The 21051-nt window shown below is 72.3% G+C and carries 17 protein-coding genes; 3 read left to right on the top strand and 14 right to left on the bottom strand.

Features of this window, described 5'->3' with window-relative positions; translation table 11 throughout:
* The first annotated feature begins 75 nt into the window (after nucleotides 1–75).
* Together ACZ3KP_RS34790 and ACZ3KP_RS34785 are read left to right on the top strand one after the other, a co-directional pair.
* On the top strand, nucleotides 76–1287 hold the full coding sequence (locus ACZ3KP_RS34790; protein ID WP_467504466.1) for a sensor histidine kinase: 1212 nt from the start codon (nucleotides 76–78) through the stop codon (nucleotides 1285–1287).
* Nucleotides 1284–1961, top strand: coding sequence for a response regulator (locus ACZ3KP_RS34785; protein ID WP_467504465.1), 678 nt, complete (start codon nucleotides 1284–1286; stop codon nucleotides 1959–1961). The genes ACZ3KP_RS34790 and ACZ3KP_RS34785 overlap by 4 nt, the downstream gene beginning before the upstream one ends.
* Before the next feature lie 29 nt (nucleotides 1962–1990).
* Here ACZ3KP_RS34785 and ACZ3KP_RS34780 read toward each other — a convergent pair whose 3' ends face one another.
* From ACZ3KP_RS34780 to ACZ3KP_RS34745, 8 genes are all read right to left on the bottom strand, one after another.
* A complete protein-coding gene (locus ACZ3KP_RS34780) occupies nucleotides 1991–3160 on the bottom strand; it encodes an SUKH-4 family immunity protein (RefSeq protein ID WP_467504464.1) in 1170 nt (389 codons plus the stop codon).
* Between the two features lie 136 nt (nucleotides 3161–3296).
* The gene (locus ACZ3KP_RS34775; RefSeq protein WP_467504536.1) at nucleotides 3297–3827 is read right to left on the bottom strand and encodes an AAA family ATPase; all 531 of its coding nucleotides are present in this window, start codon (nucleotides 3825–3827) and stop codon (nucleotides 3297–3299) included.
* Nucleotides 3828–3837: 10 nt separating this feature from the next.
* The gene (locus ACZ3KP_RS34770) at nucleotides 3838–6147 is read right to left on the bottom strand and encodes a xanthine dehydrogenase family protein molybdopterin-binding subunit (protein ID WP_467504462.1); all 2310 of its coding nucleotides are present in this window, start codon (nucleotides 6145–6147) and stop codon (nucleotides 3838–3840) included.
* Complete coding sequence (locus ACZ3KP_RS34765; protein ID WP_467504460.1) at nucleotides 6144–7859, bottom strand: (2Fe-2S)-binding protein; 1716 nt, start codon at nucleotides 7857–7859, stop codon at nucleotides 6144–6146. Before ACZ3KP_RS34765 ends, ACZ3KP_RS34770 begins: the two co-directional genes overlap by 4 nt.
* Nucleotides 7856–8749, bottom strand: coding sequence for an FAD binding domain-containing protein (locus ACZ3KP_RS34760; protein ID WP_132890537.1), 894 nt, complete (start codon nucleotides 8747–8749; stop codon nucleotides 7856–7858). The genes ACZ3KP_RS34765 and ACZ3KP_RS34760 overlap by 4 nt, the downstream gene beginning before the upstream one ends.
* Before the next feature lie 269 nt (nucleotides 8750–9018).
* Nucleotides 9019–10647, bottom strand: coding sequence for a beta-N-acetylhexosaminidase (locus tag ACZ3KP_RS34755; protein ID WP_467504457.1), 1629 nt, complete (start codon nucleotides 10645–10647; stop codon nucleotides 9019–9021).
* 485 nt (nucleotides 10648–11132) lie between these two features.
* Nucleotides 11133–11411: a DUF3039 domain-containing protein gene (locus tag ACZ3KP_RS34750; protein ID WP_132890535.1), complete on the bottom strand. Its 279-nt coding sequence runs from the start codon at nucleotides 11409–11411 to the stop codon at nucleotides 11133–11135.
* 29 nt (nucleotides 11412–11440) lie between these two features.
* Complete coding sequence (locus tag ACZ3KP_RS34745; protein WP_358983442.1) at nucleotides 11441–12013, bottom strand: YqgE/AlgH family protein; 573 nt, start codon at nucleotides 12011–12013, stop codon at nucleotides 11441–11443.
* Between the two features lie 251 nt (nucleotides 12014–12264).
* On the opposite strand from ACZ3KP_RS34745, the gene murA reads away from it, so the two are divergent.
* Nucleotides 12265–13605: a UDP-N-acetylglucosamine 1-carboxyvinyltransferase gene (murA, locus tag ACZ3KP_RS34740; RefSeq protein ID WP_358983422.1), complete on the top strand. Its 1341-nt coding sequence runs from the start codon at nucleotides 12265–12267 to the stop codon at nucleotides 13603–13605.
* Nucleotides 13606–13953: 348 nt separating this feature from the next.
* Here murA and ACZ3KP_RS34735 read toward each other — a convergent pair whose 3' ends face one another.
* The 6 genes from ACZ3KP_RS34735 to ACZ3KP_RS34710 form a co-directional block, all read right to left on the bottom strand.
* The gene (locus tag ACZ3KP_RS34735) at nucleotides 13954–14235 is read right to left on the bottom strand and encodes an HU family DNA-binding protein (RefSeq protein ID WP_046733427.1); all 282 of its coding nucleotides are present in this window, start codon (nucleotides 14233–14235) and stop codon (nucleotides 13954–13956) included.
* 220 nt (nucleotides 14236–14455) lie between these two features.
* Entirely contained in the window at nucleotides 14456–15859 is a 1404-nt protein-coding gene (locus ACZ3KP_RS34730) for an NAD-dependent malic enzyme (protein WP_467504454.1), read from the bottom strand.
* Between the two features lie 347 nt (nucleotides 15860–16206).
* Complete coding sequence (locus tag ACZ3KP_RS34725; RefSeq protein WP_467504453.1) at nucleotides 16207–18522, bottom strand: HelD family protein; 2316 nt, start codon at nucleotides 18520–18522, stop codon at nucleotides 16207–16209.
* A 60-nt stretch (nucleotides 18523–18582) separates the two neighbouring features.
* Complete coding sequence (locus tag ACZ3KP_RS34720; RefSeq protein WP_360567526.1) at nucleotides 18583–19407, bottom strand: anti-sigma factor family protein; 825 nt, start codon at nucleotides 19405–19407, stop codon at nucleotides 18583–18585.
* Entirely contained in the window at nucleotides 19407–19928 is a 522-nt protein-coding gene (locus ACZ3KP_RS34715; RefSeq protein ID WP_010039908.1) for a sigma-70 family RNA polymerase sigma factor, read from the bottom strand. The genes ACZ3KP_RS34720 and ACZ3KP_RS34715 overlap by 1 nt, the downstream gene beginning before the upstream one ends.
* Before the next feature lie 376 nt (nucleotides 19929–20304).
* Nucleotides 20305–20898, bottom strand: a complete 594-nt coding sequence (locus tag ACZ3KP_RS34710) for a CGNR zinc finger domain-containing protein (protein WP_467504451.1) — start codon at nucleotides 20896–20898, stop codon at nucleotides 20305–20307.
* Nucleotides 20899–21051 lie beyond the last annotated feature (153 nt).

The raw sequence follows: 21051 nt of genomic DNA, 5'->3' as shown, positions 1-21051 counted from the left end.
GTAGTGGCACGGCAACACGTCGAGAAGGCCAGAATCCTCGCCCTTCAGGGGCGAGGAGCATGTCAAACTGCCCCGGTGATCAGTCCTCGGCAGGCGCCCGGGTGGTGGCACCGACTTGACGTCACGGTCCGGGATCTGCCCCTCGGTCTGCTCCTCCTGGCCGGGTCGTTCCTGCCTGCGCTGCACGGCAAGGGCACGGAGGTCGGGGAGCTGCCGACCCGCCCCTTCGACGCGTGGGCCCTCCTGGTGCTCGGCCTGGAGTCCCTGCCGCTGGCGGTGCGCCGGCGGTGGCCGGCCGGCTGTCTCGCCCTGGTGTCGCTGGGCTTCGCCGTCGACCAGCTGCGCGGCTACCACGCGGTCGCGGGGACCGCCCTGCCCCTCGCGCTGATCAGCACCGGGGCCCATCTGGAAGGGCGTCGGCGAGCCGCCGCACTCCTGTTCTCCGCGGCCTACGTGCCGTTGGCGGTCGCGCTGTACCGGCTGGGCTCGGGCGGCGAGTCGGCCACCGGGTTCGTGACCTTCTACCTGGTGCTGGTGCTCGCCTGGGGCGCCGGAGCCTGGCTGCGCGCCAACCGGCTCGCGGAGGCCGAACACCGGCTGCGGGTCGCCGAGGACACCCGCACGGCCGAACGCACCCGGATCGCCCGGGAGTTGCACGACGTGGTGACCCACCATGTGACGGCGATGGTCGTGCAGGCCGAGGCGGCACGGTATCTGACCGCGGCGCCCGACCGGCTCGACCGGGCCCTGACCGCCGTCAGCGACACCGGCAGGCGGGCCATCGCCGACCTGCGCCATCTGCTCGACCTGCTCGACCCCGACCCCGGCCACGCCCCCGGCCACGCCCCCGCCCCCGCCCCCGGCCACGACGACGGCCGCGGCACTGAGGCCAGGACGTCGGCCGCGGGCCGGCTGCTCACCCTCGTGGAACAGACGCGGCGGGCCGGGCAGCCGGTGGAGTTCACCGAGGAGGGCACGCCCGGCCAGTCCGCCGGCAGTGCCGACCTGGTGGCCTACCGGGTGGTGCAGGAGGCTTTGACGAACGCCCTCAAGTACGCCCATGGCGTCCGCACGTCGGTGCGGGTGCGGCACGGCGAGAAGGAGATCACCGTGGAGGTCGGCACGGACGGGTCCGGTTCGGCCGCGGCGTCCCCCGGCGGGGGCGGCCGCGGGCTCGCCGGTCTCCGGGAGCGGGTGACCGTCCTCGGCGGCGAGTTCAGCGCGGAGCCCGCCACCGACGGCGGCTTCACCGTCCGGGCCCGGATACCCGCGGGGAATCCCGCGTGACCGCCGCGAGCGACGCCGCCCCGCTGCGTGTTCTGGTCTGCGACGACCAGATGCTGGTCCGCACCGGTCTGGCGACGATCATCGACGCCCAGCCGGACCTGGCGGTGGTAGGTGAGTGCGGGGACGGGCGGACCGCGGTCGAGCTCGCCGGCCGGCTGCGCCCCGACGTCGTGGTGATGGACGTCCGGATGCCGGTCCTGGACGGTATCGAGGCCACCCGGCTGCTGGCCGGCGCGGGGGTGCCGCATCCCGTGAAGGTGCTGGTGGTGACGACGTTCAACCTGGACGAGTACGTGTACGACGCCCTGCGCGCGGGCGCCAGCGGCTTCCTGCTCAAGGACGCGCCCCCGGACCGGCTGCTGCACGGCATCCGGACCGTGGCCACCGGCGCCGCCCTGCTGGACCCCGAGGTGACCCTCCGGCTGGTGGGCCGGTACGCGGCCCGGATCCGGCCCTCCGACGGCGGGGCACCGCAGGACGTCCCGCTGACCCCGCGCGAGCTGGAGGTGCTGCGTCTGATCGCGGACGGCCGCTCGAACAGCGAGATCGCGGCGGCCCTCGTGATCAGCCAGGAGACCGTCAAGACCTTCGTGTCCCGCATCCTCGCCAAGCTCGGCCTGCGCGACCGGGTGCAGGCCGTCGTCTACGCCTACCGCCGGGGCCTGGTGACCTGACGGACCCGGCGCCGTGACCAGTAGGCCGCCTACAGGACCCCGCCGGCCTCGTCCTGGAACAGCTCCGTCCAGTAGTGCCAGTCGGCGTCGGTCGTGGTGGGGGTGGGGTCGATCGTGGCGAGGGTGTGGAGCATGATGGCGGCGAGCTGGTCGTAGGCCTCCGTGGTGAGCTCGTGGTGCAGGTGCTCGTCGATGGTGCGCTCGTGGTGGAGGAGCCAGAGCGTGTAGGCGAGGGTGGAGATGTCCGTGTTGAGGGGGTAGAGGGTCGCCTCGGGCTCGGAGAAGTTGAGGATCGCGCCCGTGCCGCCGTCCACGACCAGGCTGTTGTCCTCCACCAGGTGGCCGAGGCGTATGAGGCGGTCGGCGTGGGCCGGGAGGGCGTCCGCCGGGAAGCCGCCCGGGTGGATGTCGGTGAAGTACTCGGTGAGGGTGGGGAGCGCGGCGTCCGGGTCGAGGTGGAACAGGACCGCGCGCTCCGGCAGCCCGGTCTCGCGCAGGAAGCGGCGGGTCGGCTCGTGGGTGAGCGTGGGCGGGAAGTCGACCTCCTCGAAGCGGGCCACCCGGCCCTGCCCGAACTCCTGGTCCAGGAGCCGGGCCGGCAGGTCGAGGGTGAGCCCGGAGTCCGTGCCGGGACCCGCGACGAGGCTGAGGGGGCGGATCAGCGCCGTCGCCTTCCAGTACGGCGGAACCCGGCCGGCCGTGCCCTCCTCGAAGAGCTCCAGGAGCTTGCGGGAGGCCTCGGTCGCCGTCTTCGTGCCGTAGGTCCCGGCGAGGGACGCGAAACGGCCGCGCAGGCCCGTCAGTTCCTCGGTGACCGCGGCGAAGCGCAGCAGCGTCTCCAGCGAGGGGGCGAGCGGGCGGGGGTCGGCGGGGTCGGCGAGGTGGGCCGTGGTGATCTCGCCCGTGCCGCCGTCGAGGAGGATCGACTCGGCGTCCAGGCCGACCGGCGCGAGCAACCGCCCTATCACCAGCCGGTCCCGCAGCTCCTCGGCGAGCCGGGACGGGCCGTCGGTGACGTCGGCGAGGGTGCGCAGGCCCGCCGTGCGCAGCGGCTCGAAGGTCAACAGGCCGTCGGTGTCGGGCAGTTCGGAGCCGGTGAGCCAGCTGCGCGTCGGTTCGTGCGTGATGTACCTGTCCAGTTCAGCCTCGGTCAGCGTGATCGCCGCCGCACCGCTGCCGGTCGTGCTGATCGTGCTCATCGCTGCCCCCGCGATCACAGAGTTCCACAAATTCACGTCGTGTGAGAAGTCGGATGAAAAGTGCGGCGAACCGCGCGTCCCCCACTGCCCAGAACACTACGCCGCCCCACTGACAACGCCCCGCAGGGAAAGGACGTCAGTCGACCCGCGCCCGTTCCGCCTGCGCCAGAATCGCCGCCACCGTCTGTTCCACGGTGAGCCCGGAGGTGTCCAGCCACAGTCCCAACGGCTCGGTGCGCAGCCGGAGTTCCCGGTCCAGATCGGCGATCGTCCAGTCGGGCCCGTAGCCGGACTTCGGCCGTCCCGCCTCCCGCCGAGCCACCGCCTCGGGGCTCGGGGCCAGGACCACCACGTGCAGGGGGCGGGTGCGGATCAGGTCGACGTAGCGCCGCAGCTCCGGCCCGAGCAGCACGTCCTGGACGATCGCGGTGAACCCGGCCTCGGCGTACGCGTCCGCCGTGGCCGCCGACAGCCGGTAACGGAGCCGCAGCTGCGCCGTGGCCTGCGCGGAAGCCCCGGGGGTGTAGTCCTCCCGCCCCGAGACGATCATCCGGCGGAAGACGTCACCACGGACGTGCGCGGCGCGCGGGAGCCGCTCCGCCAGCGCCTGCGCGACCGTCGACTTGCCGGCCGCCATCACTCCGGCGATGACGACGACCCCCTGCAGAGTCACCCGCTCACTGACCGGTGACCACCGCCGCCTGGGGGCGGATCGGGAGGCGGTTGACCGGGCGGCCGGTCGCCGCGCGGACGGCGGAGGCGATGGCCGCGGGGGACGTGACCACCGGTACCGCGCTGACCGACTTGGCGCCGAAGGGGGCGACCACGTCCCGTTCCTCGACCAGCTTGACGATCCGGATGTCGGGCGCGTCGAGGGCGGTGGGGAGGGCGTAGCCGGTGAGGTCGGGGTGGCGGACGAGACCGCGCGGGGTGCGCAGGTTCTCCGTCAGGGCGATGCCCACGCCCTGCGTGACCCCGGCCTCGATGCGGGCGTTGAGCTGCGCCGGGTTGAGGATCCGGCCGACGTCCTGGGCGACGGCCAGCTCCACGACCCGTACCGAGCCCAGCTCGATGTCCACGTCGACGACCGCGCGGATCGCGCAGAAGGCGAGGCCCACGAAGGCGTCGCCCTGGCCCTCGGCGTCCAGCGGCTCGGTCGGGTGCGGACGGCACTGGGCGGTGGCCCACAGCTCCTTGCCGTCCAGCGCCTCGGTGACGGTGGTCGACAGGACGCCGTCGTACGACGTGATCTTGCCGTCGGTGATCTGGAGCAGCTCGGTGGACATGCCGAACTTGTGGGCGAGGGGCTGCAGGAGCTGGGTGCGGACCATCTTCGCGGCGCGTTCCACCGCCCCGCCCGAGACCCAGGTGTGGCGGCCACGGCAGCCAGGTCCCGCCGGGGGCTGGTCGGTGTCCACGGGTGCCACGTGGACCTCGTCGATCCCGAGTGTCTCCTGGACGATCTGCCGGGCCAGCGTGGTGAAGCCCTGCCCGGTCTCCACGGCCGCGCAGAGCACGGTCGCGATGCCGTCGTGGACCTTGACGGTGGCGGTGGAGACCTCGTCGGCGCCCTCGGCGCCGAGCATGTGGACCATGCCCAGGCCGTAGCCGACGCCCCGGCGCACCGCGCCCGGTTCGCCCGCGCCCTCCGGGCCGCCGGGCAGCAGCCACTCGTCCTCGGGGGCGTCCTTGGGGAGCTGGGGCAGCGGGAAGTCCTGGACCGCCTGGAGGAGTTCGGCGACGGGGGCCGGGCAGGTGACCGTCTGGCCGATCGGCAGGACGTCACCGGTCGCGAGGGCGTTGCGCAGCCGGATCTCGGCCGGGTCCAGGCCGAGTTTCTTCGCCAGCTTGTCCATCTGGGCCTCGTAGGCGGCGCACACCTGCATGGCGCCCTCGCCGCGGACGTGACCGGAGGGCGGGTTGTTGGTGCGCACGGCCCAGCCCTCGATGAAGGCGTTCGGGACGACGTAGGGGCCGCAGGCGAAGGAGACGGCGGCGGCCAGCGACTCGGCGGAGGTGTCGGCGTAGGCGCCGGCGTCGAGCAGGATCTGCGCCTCGACCTTGACCAGCTTGCCCTCGGCGTCCGCGTGGTGGCGGTACCGCAGCAGGGTGGGGTGGCGGTGGGCGTGGCCGAGGAAGGACTCCTCGCGCGTGGCGGTGAGTTTGACCGGGCAGCCGGTCTTCAGGGCGAGCAGGCCGAGCGGCAGCTGGAAGCCCTGGTCCTCGCGGTCGGCGGTGGCGCCGGGCACACCGGTGACGACGATCTTCACCTGTTCGAGCGACAGGCCGTAGCAGGCGGCGGCCGTGTTGCGGTCGGCGTGCGGGTCGGTGGAGGCCAGGTACAGCTCGACCCCGCCGTCGGGGCGGGGCACGGCGAGTCCGGCCTCGGCGCCGATGGGGGCGGGGTCGGCGCGGCCGATGCGGTACTGGCCCTCGACGACGATCTCACCGGCCGCGTCGGGGTCTCCGTGACGCAGCGGGATGTGCCGGATCAGGTTGCCGTCGGGGTGCAGGGGCTCCGCCTCGAAGGCGTGCTCGGGGTCGATGACCGGGTCGAGGACCTCGTACTCGACGATGACGGCGGCGGCGGCCATCCGGGCGGTGTCGGGGTGGTCGGCGGCGACGGCCGCGATGGGCTCGCCGTGATGCCGTACGACCTCCGAGGCGAACACCGGGCGGTCCGGGGTGCCGCGGCCGTGGCGCGGGGTGCCGGGGACGTCCTCGTGGGTGATGACGGCCCGTACGCCGGGCATCTCGCGCGCGTGGCTGGTGTCGATCGACACGATGCGCGCGTGCGCGTGCGGGGAGCGCAGTACGGCCGCCCACAGCAGGCCCTCGGCCCACAGGTCGGCCGCGTACGGGAAGGTGCCCTCGGTCTTCGCGCGCGCGTCCGCGGGCGACAGCGACACGCCGAGGCCGTGCGGCGGCTCCGGTGCGGGGGCGGGGGCCTCCGCGGCGGCGCTCGTGGTGACGGTCTCGTTGGTCACGCCTGGCCTCCGTCCGGGCCGTAGGGCTGGTCGTCGTAGCTCTGGCTCTGCTCGTCCGGCGACGGGCCGCCGCCGAACGTCTGGTGACCGCCGAACGTCTGGTCACCGCCGAAGGACTGGTTGCCGCCGAACGACTGGTCACCGGCGAACGACTGGTTGCCGCCGAACGACTGGTCACCACCGAACGACTGGTCACCAGCGAACGACTGGTTGCCGCCGAACGACTGGTCACCGGCGAACGACTGGCTGCCGCCGAACGTCTGGTCGTACGACTGCTCGTGCGGGACCCGGATGCCCGCGCCGAACGTACCCGGGGAGTCGAACGCCGACGCGTGGACGCCGCCGCCGCCCGGCCCCGCCTGATGGGGAATACGGGCCGCGTCGCCGTCCGTCTCAGCCTCGGCGGCGGCATGTGCCTCGCGTTCGGCGACGACGTCCTGGACGGCGTCCAGGACGCCCCGGTAGCCGGAGCAGCGGCAGAGGTTGCCGCACAGGGCCTGGCGGGCCTCCAGCTCGGTCGGGGCCGGGTTGCCCTCCAGCAGGTCGTGCACGGTCATGGCCATGCCCGGGACGCAGAAACCGCACTGGACCGCTCCGCAGCGGACCAGGGCGCGTTGCACGTCGGAGGGTCGGCCGTCCTGGGCGAGCCCCTCCACGGTGCGGACCTCACTGCCGGCGGCGGTCACCGCCGGGACCAGGCAGGAGGCCACGAGCCGGCCGTCCACCTGGACGTTGCAGGCGCCGCACTCGCCCTGGGAGCAGCCGTCCTTGGCGCCGGCGAGACCCAGGCGTTCCCTCAGGACGTAGAGCAGGGACTCGCCGATCCAGGCTTCGGTGACGGGGCGGTCGGTGCCGTTGACCCGCAGGACGTAGGAGGCGAGGGGGTGGTCGTCGACCGCCTCGGCCGCGTCTTCGGTGTGTTGTGTCCCGTCCGCGTCGCCCGGGTGGCCTTCGTCGGGGGCGGGCGGCTCGTCCGGGGGCGCGTCGGCGTCGGCGGCCCGCGGCGGCTCGGGAGCACCGTGGCCGTCTTCGGCCTCCGGGACCGGGCCCGTTCCGGAGAGGTCACCCGCTTCGTCCGCCGGGGCGCCATCGGCCGCAGACGGGGCGTCAGCGGCTTCGGGGGCGGCGTCCGCGGGTGGAGTGGGGGTGGGCCGCGGCGGGGCGTCCGCGGGGGCTTCCGAGGGCTCCGCGGGCTGTTCCCAGGCCGGGGCCTCCGTCGCCCAGGGGGCGGGGGCGCCGCCGGGCAGGGTCGCCGGGGGTGTGCCGCCCCACTGCTCCATGAGGGCGGATGTGGTGAACTCGCCGGATTCGTCCGGAACGTCACCACGTGCGACCGGAATCGACCACTGGCCGGTCACGTCGTGACCGGGAGCGGGCGGCGGCTCCTCGTACGTCCACTGCTGGGTCGACGCGGGGTTGTACGTGAACCGGTCGCCCGGGGGCTGCTCCTGGGAGGCCGCCTCGGGGTCGGGCCACCGGGCGCCGTCGGCCGGCGCGCCCCAGGTCTCGGGGCCGGGAGCCACCGTTATCTGCGGTGGTACGTAGCCGTGTCCGGGTGCGGCCAGCGGGCTGTCACCCGACAGCAGGGCGTCGATGCCGCCCTCGGGGAGCTTCACGAAGGCGGTGGCACCGTCGTCGTAGTCGCCCTGGGGCAGCGGGTCCCACCGGCCGCCGCCGGAGGGCGCGCCCTCCGCGTGCTGGTCGTCGGTCATGACAGCGCCCTCCCCAGTGCTCGTCGGGCCAGCGCGGCGACGGTGCGCCGCAGGTGCAGTACGGCGGGCGGAAGCGCCGGCACCGAGCCGTCGGGCTCGGGGGCCGGGTCCGGGATGCAGGCGGCGGCCACGTACTCGCCGAACGCGCTCAGCGCCTCCGGGACGAGAGCGCGGTCGTTGTCCCAGTCGATCAGCCTGGCCACCCACTGCTCGGCCTCCAGAGGCCGGAGCGGCATCGGCGCTATGGCCCCGACCGCACATCTGACGCCACGCCGCGCCGGATCGAGGACGAGCGCCACGGAGGCCACCGAGCGGCCGGGACCGGTACGCCCGGTCGCCTTCAGGAAGACCTGCGGGGCGTGCAGCAACGGGACCCGCACGAAGCCGATCAGCTCGCCGGCGCGGAGCATCTCCACCCCGGCCAGCAGGTGCGACACCGGGATCTCGCGGCGGGACCCGCCGGGACCCGCGATGATCAGCGTCGCCTCCAGGGCGGCGAGGACCGGCAGCGCGTCACCCGTCGGCGCGGCCGTGGCGATGTTGCCGCCCAGGGTGCCCGCGTTGCGGATGTGCGGCGGACCGGCGGCCCGCGCGGCGGCGGCGAGCGCCGGGATCAGGGCGGCGAAGTCGGGGCGGCCCATGCGCGCGTGCGTGAGGCCCGCGCCGAGCAGTGCGTTGCCGTCCTGGTACTGCCAGCCGCGGATCTCGCTGATCCGGCCGAGGCCGACCAGCGCGGCCGGCCTGAGCTGCCCGGAGTTGACGGCGGCCATCAGGTCGGTGCCGCCGGCCACGGGGACCGCCGCGGGCATGGCGGTGAGGGCCGACACGGCCTCGTTCAGCGTCGTGGGCAGCGTGACGGACTGCCCCGCCTGCGGTGCGTGCGTGGTCAAAACCGGCTGCCCCTTCCCGCTGCCCCACCTGGTCCCACCTGTGTGGCCGTACGGTACGTGCTCACAGGGCGGACGTGGCAACTCTGGCACATCTTCGCAAGCCTCGAACGCACGGGTCCGCTAGGAGGCATTCGCCCACCTCACCGGCGACATGTTCCGTTTTCGCACACCATCCGCCGTGAGTTCCGATTGACACTCTTCGGTGACCCTCGGGGGCTTTTTCCCTTACGCGTTCGGGACGGGACGGGTGGCAGGTGACGCGAAGAGGACTACCGGTTCGGGGGCGGGCCCTCGATCGGGCGGCCGGGCACCCCGGGGCGCCGCTGCCAGGGCAGCGGGCCGCCCGGCGGCCGGTAGCCGACCCCCAGGGCGTCGAGCCGCCGGTAATGGGCCGTCATCCGGTGCTCGAAGCCGGCGAAGTCCCGGTCCCGGGGGGCCGGAAGAGCGCTCCAGGCCACCTCCGCGAAGGCCGCGAGCCGGGGGAAGGCCTGGTAGTCCACGCGCGCGTGGTCCTCCATCACCTCCGTCCAGAGGTTGGCCTGGGTCCCCAGGATCCGGCGCGCCTGCGATGCGTCGAGCTCAGGTGGAACGGGCTCGAACCGGTACACGTCCTCCAGGGTGCGCACATAGCCGATCGGTACGGGCTCGTCCGCGCCGTCCGCCTGCCGGTGGTCCAGGTACACGTGCTGCTCGGGGCACATGACGACGTCGTGACCGGCCCGCGCGGCCGCGATCCCGCCGCCGTAACCACGCCACGACGACACCGCCGCGCCCTCGGCGACACCGCCTTCCAGGATCTCGTCCCAGCCGATCAGTCTCCGGCCACGCGCGGAGAGCCACTTCGCGAAGTGGCCGACGAACCACGCCTGCAACGCGTCCTCGTCGGCGAGCCCGAGTTCCCGGATGCGCGCCTGCGCGGCCGGTGACGCCCGCCACTGGTCCTTCGGGCATTCGTCGCCGCCGATGTGGACGAACTCCGAGGGGAACAGTTCCAGCACTTCCTCGAACACCCCCTCGTAGAAGCGCAGGGTGTTGTCAGTGGGGGCGAGTACGTTCGGAGAGATCCCCCAGGTGTCCCAGACGGTCAGGGAGGCGGTGTCGATGACGTCGGTGTTGCCGAGTTCCGGATACGCGGCGATGGCGGCCTGCGAGTGGCCCGGTACGTCGATTTCGGGGACCACCGTGATATGCCGCTCGGCCGCGTAGGCGACGATCTCCCGGATGTCGTCCTGGGTGTAGTGGCCGCCGTGCGGCTTCTCCTCCCACAGCGGTGAGGCGCGGTGGCCGAATTTCGTGCGGGACCGCCAGGACCCGACCTCGGTGAGCCGGGGGTACCGCTCGATCCCGAGGCGCCAGCCCTGGTCGTCCGTCAGATGGAAGTGGAAGACGTTGAGTTTGTGCGCCGCCATCAGATCCAGATAGCGCAGGACGCCTTCCTTCGGCATGAAGTGCCGGGCCACGTCGAGCAGCAGGCCGCGCCACCGGAAGCGCGGGGCGTCCTCGATTCGGCACAGCGGCAGCCGCCGGGAACCGCCGGGCAGCGGGGCGCGCCGGAAGGCGTCGGGGCCGAGCAGCTGACGCAGCGTCTGGGCGCCCCAGAAGAGCCCGGCCGGGCCGCCGCCCGCCAGGTCGACGCCGGTGGGCGTGACCGTGAGGCGGTAGCCCTCCGCGCCGAGGTCCTCGGTGACCGCCGGGGCGACGGACAGCCGTACGACGTTGTCGTCCGCGCTCGCGCCGGGCGGCAGCGGCAGGCCGGTGGCCGCCCCCAGGGTGCCGCGCAGCCAGCGTTCCGTGAGCGCGGCGCCCTCGCCCGCGGACAGTGCGGTCCGCGCGTCCAGTTCGAAGAATCCGTCCCCGTGGACAACCGCGTCACGGGGCTCGGGAATCACGTCCACCATGTCAGTCCTTAACGGAATCGTGAGCACCGGGCGAACAGGAAAAGGATCCCCGGGGGAAAGCGCGTACCCCTTCCCGCAGGTCACCGGAAACGTGATCAGGAAGCGGTCCGGAAGCGGAACCGGAATCGCGGCGCGGCGGTCGCCGCGAAAAGGGCGGGAGGCGCCGAGCCGATCACCGCACCGCCCGTCGCACTGCCGGGCCGCCTCCGAAGCGGCGGCCGAATTCCCGCCGCCCGAAGCCCCGGCCGCCGTACGAACCCGCGCACAAGATTCACCACGGTCACAGCTCCTCCCCCGCACGCGACGGACGTCGTTGCAGCATGCGCAATAGCGGTTTCGTTCGGCACAACACCACAACGGAGGTTAGGGACAACGCGAACACCTCGGCAAGAGGTCTGGACCACTCTGTGACCGGCACGGCAAAGGCCCCGAAGCACGCCGGAGCGCGCTCGGGGCCTCAGAGAGCCGAGCCGGAAAGCGGGGGGCTACTTGTCCTTGCCCTCGTTGTCGCCGCCGCCGCTCATGGACTCGTAGATCTCCTTGCACATGGGGCACACGGGGTACTTCTTCGGGTCGCGGCCCGGCACCCACACCTTGCCGCACAGCGCCACGACGGGAGTGCCGTCGAGCGCGCTCGCCATGATCTTGTCCTTCTGGACGTAGTGGGCGAAGCGCTCGTGGTCGCCGTCGCCATGGGACACCTGCGGCGTCGGCTCTACGAGGGTCCCCGTACCAGTCCCGCGCTCGGGCTCAAGAGTGCTCATGCCGCCAAGGGTACCGAGGCGCGCGTGAATCAGTTGAGCGAAGGGTCGTCGGGGTACGTGGCCACCATCGCGAGCTCGTTGCGCTGGCGGCGCAGGACCTCGCGCCAGAGTCTCTCGGGGGACGGGGAGGAGACGTCGCCGGGCTCGGACTCGACGACGTACCAGGCGCCCTCCACCAGCTCGTCCTCCAGCTGGCCGGGGCCCCACCCGGCGTACCCGGCGAAGATCCGCAGGGAGCCGAGGGCCGAGGCGAGCAGTTCCGGCGGGGCCTCCAGGTCGACCAGTCCGATCGCGCCGTGCACCCGGCGCCAGCCGAGCGGGGCCCGGTCGCCGTTCCCGCCGCCCGGGATGACCGCGACACCGAGCGCGGAGTCCAACGAGACCGGGCCGCCCTGGAAGACGACCCCGGGCTCGCCGGCGAGGGAGGCCCAGCCCTCCAGGATGTCGCCGACGCCCACCGGGGTGGGCCGGTTGAGGACGACACCGAGGGAGCCCTCCTCGTCGTGGTCGAGAAGGAGCACCACCGCGCGGTCGAAGTTGGGGTCCGCCAGGGCGGGCGTGGCCACGAGCAGCCGCCCTGTGAGCGAGGACACCTCGGTCATGCCAGACATGATCCCGCATCTTCCCGCCCGGTGGGGAGCCAATCGGGGTGTGGGAGTGAATGCAGCTCAGGGAGGACGGAAGCGTCCCCGGCGCACGGTGACAGCCGGTGACCCCTCGTGCCCGAAGAGAAACGGTTCGTGTTGTGACACGGCTATGACGCAGCCGGGCGGTACTTGGGCTTACGGCAGGGGGCCGATGGGCGATTACTCTGTCTCTCCAGCCCTGCCCAACTCCACGGAACGCGAGATTCATGACCGTCAACGACGATGTCCTGCTTGTCCACGGCGGCACCCCGCTGGAGGGCGAGATCCGGGTCCGCGGTGCGAAGAACCTCGTACCGAAGGCCATGGTCGCCGCGCTGCTGGGCAGTGCGCCGAGTCGGCTGCGCAACGTTCCGGACATCCGTGACGTGCGGGTCGTACGCGGCCTGCTGCAGCTGCACGGGGTGACGGTACGGCCGGGTGAGGAGCCCGGTGAGCTGGTGCTGGACCCGACGTACGTGGAGAGCGCGAACGTCGCCGACATCGATGCCCACGCGGGGTCCAGCCGGATCCCGATCCTGTTCTGCGGCCCGCTGCTGCACCGGCTCGGGCACGCCTTCATCCCCGGGCTCGGCGGCTGCGACATCGGCGGCCGGCCGATCGACTTCCACTTCGACGTGCTGCGGCAGTTCGGCGCGACCATCGAGAAGCGTGCGGACGGGCAGTACCTGGAGGCGCCGAAGGGGCTGCGCGGTACGAAGATCCAGCTGCCGTACCCGTCCGTCGGCGCGACCGAGCAGGTGCTGCTGACGGCCGTACTCGCCGAGGGCGTCACGGAGTTGTCGAACGCGGCCGTCGAGCCGGAGATCGAGGACCTCATCTGCGTGCTGCAGAAGATGGGCGCGATCATCGCGATCGACACCGACCGCACGATCCGCATCACCGGTGTGGACCAGCTCGGCGGCTACACCCACCGCGCCCTGTCGGACCGCCTGGAGGCGGCGTCCTGGGCGTCGGCGGCGCTGGCGACCGAGGGCAACATCTACGTCCGGGGCGCCCAGCAGCGCTCGATGATGACGTTCCTGAACACCTACCGGAAGGTGGGCGGTGCCTTCGAGATCGACGACGAGGGCATCCGCTTCTGGCACCCCGGCGGCCAACTGAAGTCCATCGCGCTGGAGACGGACGTGCACCCCGGCTTCCAGACCGACTGGCAGCAGCCGCTCGTGGTCGCCCTGACCCAGGCCACCGGCCTGTCCATCGTCCACGAGACGGTGTACGAGTCCCGCCTCGGCTTCACCTCCGCGCTGAACCAGATGGGCGCGCACATCCAGCTCTACCGCGAGTGCCTCGGCGGTTCGGCCTGCCGCTTCGGCCAGCGCAACTTCCTGCACTCCGCGGTCGTCTCGGGGCCGACCCGGCTCCAGGGCGCCGACCTGGTCATCCCCGACCTGCGCGGCGGCTTCTCCTACCTCATCGCGGCCCTCGCGGCCCAGGGCACCTCCCGCGTCCACGGCATCGACCTCATCAACCGCGGCTACGAGAACTTCATGGAGAAGCTCGTGGAACTGGGCGCCAAGGTGGAACTCCCGGGCAAGGCTCTCGGCTGACCACCGCGCCCACCCCACCCCACCCCCGGCCCGGGAAACACCCTCCGGCCGGGGGTGAGCTGCACCCCGGGCAGCCACGACACGAACAAGCTCCTGGACCCGGGCACGAAGGCACAACCCCCCGACGGCCCTCACAACTGACCGCAGCCCCCGACAGGGCCCAGTGAGGGCCCTGTCGGGGGTCGCGGTGGCGTCGCTGGTGCGGGGCAGGTGTCGCGGGCCGGCGCCGCTTGCGCTCGGGCGGCGGTTGCGGTGCCGGTACGACGATGGGGCGGCCCCTTGGTGGAGGGGCCGCCCCATCGTCGTGTCACGCGCCGTATGCCGTCCCGTGGCTTACGGACGGCAAGGTCACTTGCCCTTCGCGGCTTCCTTCAGCTTCGAGCCCGCGGAGACCTTCACGCTGTAGCCCGCGGGGATGTTGATCGGCTCGCCGGTCTGCGGGTTGCGCGCGGTACGAGCGGCACGGTGGGTGCGCTCGAAGGTCAGGAAGCCGGGGATGGTGACCTTCTCGTCGCCCTTGGAGACGATGTCGCCGACGACGTCGGCGAACGCGGCCAGCACGGCGTCGGCGTCCTTGCGAGTCACCTCGGCACGGTCGGCCAGCGCGGCCACCAGCTCACTGCGGTTCATGTTGTTACTCCCGTGTTCTTCTTGCCATTGAGGCGTGCCACGCGGCGAAGCCGCATGTTGGGCCGGGACGCATCCTGCCCCCACCTGCGGCGGGAACGCCAATCCGGGCGCCGCGCCTACCCTACGGCTGGGCCGAAGGGGGGGTTTCACGACGCGCCGGTTCCGGAGCGTGGCAAGTTTCACAGTCGTTTGCCCGGGGGCCACGCCCCCGACGCGGGGCTCAGGCGCCCTTCGCCGCTTCCCGGACCGCTCCCGCCACCGCCCCCGCGACCTTCTCGTTGAAGACGCTGGGGATGATGTAGTTCGGGTTCAGTTCGTCCTCCGTGACCACGTCGGCGAGAGCCTTCGCGGCCGCGAGCATCATGTCCGTGTTCACCGTACGGGACTGCGCGTCCAGCAGGCCACGGAAGACACCCGGGAAGACCAGCACGTTGTTGATCTGGTTGGGGAAGTCGGAGCGGCCGGTGGCCACCACGGCGGCCGTCTGGCGGGCGACCGCCGGGTCGACCTCGGGGTCCGGGTTCGCGAGTGCGAACACGATCGCGCCGTCGGCCATGGCGGCGACGTCCGCGCCGTCGAGGACGTTCGGGGCGGAGACGCCGATGAAGACGTCCGCGCCACGCACGGCCTCCTTGAGGGAGCCGGTGAGCGCCTCGGGGTTGGTGTTGTCGGCGATCCAGCGCAGCGGCGAGTCGGCGGGCGCGTCCACGAGGTCCTCGCGGGCGGAGTGCACGACACCGCGGATGTCGGCGACGACGGCGTTCTTCACGCCGGCCGCGATCAGCAGCTTGAGGATGGCCGTACCGGCCGCGCCCGCGCCGGACATGACGACCCGGATGTTCTCGATCGCCTTGCCGGTGCAGCGAAGCGCGTTCGTGAGGGCGGCGAGCACGACGATCGCGGTGCCGTGCTGGTCGTCGTGGAAGACGGGGATGTCGAGGGCCTCGCGCAGCCGCGCCTCGATCTCGAAGCAGCGGGGGGCGGAGATGTCCTCCAGGTTGATGCCCGCGAAGCCCGGCGCGATGGCCTTGACGATCTCGACGATCGCGTCGGTGTCCTGGGTGTCCAGGCACAGCGGCCAGGCGTCGATGCCCGCGAACCGCTTGAAGAGGGCCGCCTTGCCCTCCATGACGGGCAGCGCGGCCTTGGGGCCGATGTTGCCGAGGCCGAGGACCGCGGAGCCGTCCGTCACGACCGCAACGGAGTTGCGCTTGATGGTGAGGCGGCGCGCGTCCTCGGGGTTCTCCGCGATCGCCATGCACACGCGGGCCACGCCCGGGGTGTAGATCATGGACAGGTCGTCACGGTTGCGGATGGGGTGCTTCGACGCCATCTCGATCTTGCCGCCGAGGTGCATCAGGAACGTACGGTCGGAGACCTTGCCGAGGGTGACGCCCTCGATGCCGCGCAGCTGCTGGACGATCTGGTCGGCGTGGGCGGTCGAGCTGGCCGCGATGGTGACGTCGATACGGAGCTTCTCGTGGCCGGACGCGGTGACGTCGAGGCCGGTGACCGAGCCTCCGGAGGACTCCACGGCGGTGGTGAGCTGCGAGACGGCCGTTCCGCTCGCGGGCACCTCCAACCGGATGGTCATCGAGTAGGAGACGCTGGGCGCCGTTGCCATGGCCGACTTCCTTCGTTTCACCGTGTCGCTGGTTTTGCCGTCCGATCGTCGCACCTACCGCCGGGTAGGCGTTAGCCGGGCTTGATTGAGTACCTATTGTTCGCGCGAAAAAGAGGCCCACGTCACACGGTGACGTGGGCCTCTCCGACGTTCATGACACCGACCCGCCATGCTCGCCTCGCGGCAAGTGGTCGCTCGCAGCGACGAAGGTTGGGCCCGGGGGCTTGGATCGGGCCGGTGTCACGACAAGGCTAACAAACAGATCCCGTCCGGCCATTCCCCTCCGCCGACTTCACAGGAAACCTCCAGCCGAACGGCTCCACGGGCCGCTCCCGACACACGTCGCATCAGTCCCTGAGCAGGTCGGGCACCCCGGCCGCGTCCGGTTCGTCCCGCTCCGCGGAGACGACCGTCAGCTGCTGGGTCGCCCGGGTGAGCGCCACGTACAGCACGCGCAGCCCGGCCGGGGACTCGTCGGCGATCTCCGCGGGCGACACGACGACCGTCGCGTCGTACTCCAGGCCCTTGGCCTCCAGGCTGCCCAGGGCCACCACCCGGTCGCCGAGCCCGGCCAGCCAGCGGGCGGCCTCGGCGCGCCGGTCCATGGCGACGACCACGCCGACCGTGCCGTCCACCAGGCCGAGCAGCCGCTCCGCCTCCTCGCGCGTGGTCTTCTCCAGGGAGTCGCGCGCCACCGTGAAGCGGGGTTCGACGCCGGTGGAGCGGACGGCCGAGGGGGACGTGGCGCCGGGCATGGCGAGGGCCAGCACCTTGGCGGCGAGCTCGGCGATCTCCGCGGGGTTGCGGTAGTTCACGGTGAGCTCGAAGCGGCGGCGCGGGCGGCTGCCGAGGGCCTCGTCGCGGGCCTCGGCGGCCTCGTCGGGGTCGGACCAGGAGGACTGGGCCGGGTCGCCGACGACCGTCCAGGTGGCGTGCCGGCCCCTGCGGCCGACCATCCGCCACTGCATCGGGGTGAGGTCCTGGGCCTCGTCGACGATGACGTGGGCGTACTCGACGCGCTCCTGGGCGAGCCGTTCGGCGCGTTCGCGCTGGGACTCCTCGCGCATCGGCATCAGCTCCTCCAGGCCGGTGAGCTGGTCCAGCGGGTCCGCCTCGCGCCTGCGCCTCGGGCGGGCCGGGGCGCCGAGGATCGCCTGGAGCTCGTCGAGCATGGCGATGTCGTGGACCGTGTGGCCGTCCCGCTTCAGGGAGCGGGCCACCCGGCGGATCTCGCCGGGGTTGAGGATGCGGCGGGCCCAGCGGCCGAGGCGTCTCTCGTCGGCCATGGCCGTCAGCACGGTCAGCGGGGTCAGCTCGGGCCACCAGGCGTCGAGGAACTCGATGAAGGGGTCCTCGGTGAGGATGTCCTCGTCGAAGGAGGAGCGCAGTTCGGCGGCGAGTTCCGGGTCGGCGTGCCGGCCGGCCGCGCCCGAGCGGGCCCACAGGGCGTCGAGGAGCAGCTTGCGGGCGCGCGGGCGGAGCAGGTTGACCGGGGCGGTGCCGCCCAGCGCGCTCTGCCGGATGCGGTCGAGTTCCTCGGCCTCCAGTTCCAGGCGGCGGCCGAAGGCGACCACCCGGAGCCGGGTCGGCGAGTCGTTCAGTTCCAGGGCGCCGCGGGCGGCCTTGCGCAGCACCCGCAGCATCCGGGAGGAGCCCTTGGCGCGGGCGGTGGCCGGGGTGTCGTAGAGGGTGGCCTCCGCGCCGTCGACCAGGGAGCCGATGGCGCGGATGGCGACCTGGCCCTCCTCGCCGAGGGAGGGCAGGACGCCTTCGGTGTACGCCACCAGGAGCGGGGTCGGGGAGACGATCAGGATGCCGCCCGCGTAGCGGCGCCGGTCCTGGTAGAGCAGGTAGGCGGCGCGGTGCAGGGCGACGGCGGTCTTGCCGGTGCCCGGGCCGCCCTCGACGTAGGTGACGGAGGCGGCGGGGGCGCGGATGACCAGGTCCTGCTCGGCCTGGATGGAGGCGACGATGTCCCGCATGGTGTGGCTGCGGGCCTGGCCGAGGGCGGCCATCAGGGCGCCGTCGCCGATCACGGGCAGCGTGTCGCCGTCCAGGAACGCGGTGAGCTCGGGGCGCATCAGGTCGTCCTCGACACCGAGGACACGGCGGCCCTTGGAGCGGATGACCCGGCGTCGTACGACACGCCCGGGATCCACCGGAGTGGACCTGTAGAAGGGAGCCGCGGCCGGCGCCCGCCAGTCGATGACCAGGGGCGCGTAGTCCTGGTCGAGGACGCCGATGCGGCCGATGTGCAGGGTTTCGGCGATGTCGGCGGTGTTGTCGGCGCGGACCGCGCCCTCCGCCGGCTCCACGGCGGTGTAGGCGCCGTCGGGGCCCTTCTTGCCGTCCTTGCCGAGGAGCAGGTCGATCCGGCCGAAGAGGAAGTCCTCGAACTCGTTGTTGAGCCGGTTGAGATGGACGCCGGCCCGGAAGACCTGCGCGTCCCGCTCGGCGAGCGCACCCGGGGTGCCTACCTGACCGCGCTTTGCCGCGTCGTTCATCAGGAACTCCGCCTCGTGGATCTTCTCCTCGAGGCGCCTGTACACCCGGTCGAGGTGTGCTTGTTCGACGCTGATCTCACGGTCCCGAACCGAGTCCTCCGAGGAGTCGGGTGCGGAGCCGTGCGAGCCGACCGCGGATTGCTGAGCCTGAGCGGCCACCGGGCCCCCTTCTGACGTGCTGGGCAGCCGTCAACCGTACGCGAAGGGGGCCCGCCGAAGCTACGCGCTGACCGAGACCAGCTTCTTGCCGCTGAACGTCATCACTTCGAAGTGATCGATCTCGTTGGGGGTGAAGGCCGCGCCGCCGTTGACGTAGAGCGGCTGCTTGGCCTTCTCCGTCTTGGCGTCGGCGAGGCCGTAGCCCCAGTTCGGGACGGACCAGGAGGAGACCGTCTCACGCTCGCCGTTCTTGCCGACGGCGATGAGCGAGCACTTCTCCGGGCCGCTGACGTTCTTGAGCTGGAGGACCGCGTGGGTGCCCCAGTCCTTCTTCTCCAGGGCGACGGTCGCGGTGACGTGGGTCGTCGGGTCCGTGGCCGTCATCTTGTCGGACAGGGTCTGGAAGGCCGCCTGGGCAGCCGTCCCGCCCGCCGTGGTCGAGGTGCCGCCCGAGGATCCGCCGCTCGCCGCCAGCACGGCCAGCGGGCCGCCGACGATCAGCGCGATCGAGGCCGCGAGGGCGAAGAGGTTGCGCCGGCTGCGGACCTTCCGCTTCTCGGCCACCTCCACGACCAGCTTCTCGACCATCCGGGGGCTGGGCTTCGCGGACAGCGACTCGCCGATGGACGGGGTGCTTCCGGAGCCCGGCAGATCGGCCAGGGCCGCCAGCATGGGCTCCATCCCGGCCAGCTCGTCGAGCTGCTGGGCGCACCATTCGCACCCGGCCAGATGGGCTTCGAAAGCGGTTGCCTCGGCGTCGTCGAGAATCCCCAGCGCATACGCGCCGACGGTCTCGTGCTCATTGGGCACCGGAGATTCCTGCATGGCACCAGACATACCCGCACCACCTGTGCCGAACCCGCCGTGCCCCCCGTACACACTCATCACGCCGTCACCCCCCGCTCCTCAAGTGCCAGCTTCATCGACCGCAGGGCGTAGAACACCCGAGAGCGGACGGTGCCGCTGGGTATGCCCAGCGTCTCGGCCGCCTCGTTGACGGTACGCCCCTTGAAGTACGTCTCGACGAGCACCTCCCGGTGGGCCGGGGTCAGGTCGTCGAGCGCGTCGGACAGCGTCATCAGCCACAGCGCCTTGTCGATCTCGTCCTCCGCGGGGATGACCTCCAGCGGCGACGGATCGACCTCCTGCGGCCGGGCCTGCCGGCTGCGGTGACCGTCGATGACGATGCGGCGAGCGACCGTCACCAGCCAGGGGCGTACCGATCCGGTCGCTCGATTGAGCTGGCCGGCGTTCTTCCAGGCACGGATGAGTGTCTCTTGCACGACGTCCTCGGCGCGTTGCCGGTCACCGGCGACCAGTCGCAGGACATACGCGAGGAGAGGTCCGGCGTGCTCCCTGTACAGGGCACGCATCAGCTCCTCATCAGGCTCCGAGGGCTGGGACATGCGATGTCGGGCCCTCGATCCACGTTCATTGGCCACGGCCGCATCCTTGCGCACGCCCACCTCCGGTGTCCGGGGGTTCCCCCAGTCGGTCGCTCCCCCACCGGTACGGAAGTGGCTCGCGGGGTGTTCAACAAGACCCCACATTTTTCTGCCTGGTGCCATGACGAGCGGGACATGACAGCACATTCCCCCCTCGTGATCTTTACATTTCCGACACATCGTCGAGGAGGGGCGGGCTGCCCGTACGCGGCGGTCACCAAACGGAGTGTTGTCGAAATCACGTTCCGGGAGCTTCGGTGAAGGTCCGGCAGAAGCCGTCAATGGGACAGGAGTTGACCGCTCGGGTCGGCCGGCCGGATGACGGGAGGCCCGGGGTTCAGGCGCGGGCGAGTGCGGCCCGGCGGCGGTGCCGGGCCACCCGTTCGCGGTTGCCGCAGACCTCGCTGGAGCACCAACGGCGCCTGCGGCCCCGGGAGGTGTCCAGGTACACGAGGGGACAGTTGTCGCCCTCGCACTCCCGGATCGCCGCCCGGGCGGCGGGGTCGGTGAGCAGTTCCACGGCGTCCCGGGCGACGGCCGAGAGCAGCGCGGCACACGCGGGGGGTCCCGCCAACTCCCGCACCAGGGAGCCGTCCTCGCCGGACACGGCACGCGGGGCCGGGGGCGCGCCGCCGGCCAGCTCGTTGACGCGGGCGAGCGCGAGATCGTACGACCGGGTCCGCGCCGCGTTCCGGCCGCGCACCAACTCGGCCACGTGGCCCCGAAGTTCCCGGAAGCCCGGCAACCATCCCGGGTCGGCGTGCGCCAACGGCGTGCCCGCCGGGACCAGCCCGGATCCGATGATCCAGGCCCGCAACGGCCCCGTCGCGTCCAGCCGTTCGCCGGGATGCGTGGTCGCCAGCAGGTCCAGGCAGATCCGCCCGGCGTCGAAGCGCAGCTCGTAGGGGGCCGCGGCCGTACCCAGTGCCATGTGCCTGCCACCGCCTAGGACAGGGAACCGTGTCCCTTCACAGTGCCCGGCACGAGGACCGGCCGGAAGCCCTCGCACGGTGGTTGGGTGCGGTTCCGGGGCGACGCGGCGGCGGCACCCCACAGAAGAGGCCCGCGAACGAGGCGAACTGAC

The sequence above is a fragment of the Streptomyces sp. NPDC020958 genome, assembly GCF_055562175.1.
This window is presented reverse-complemented; position numbering and strand designations above follow the sequence as displayed.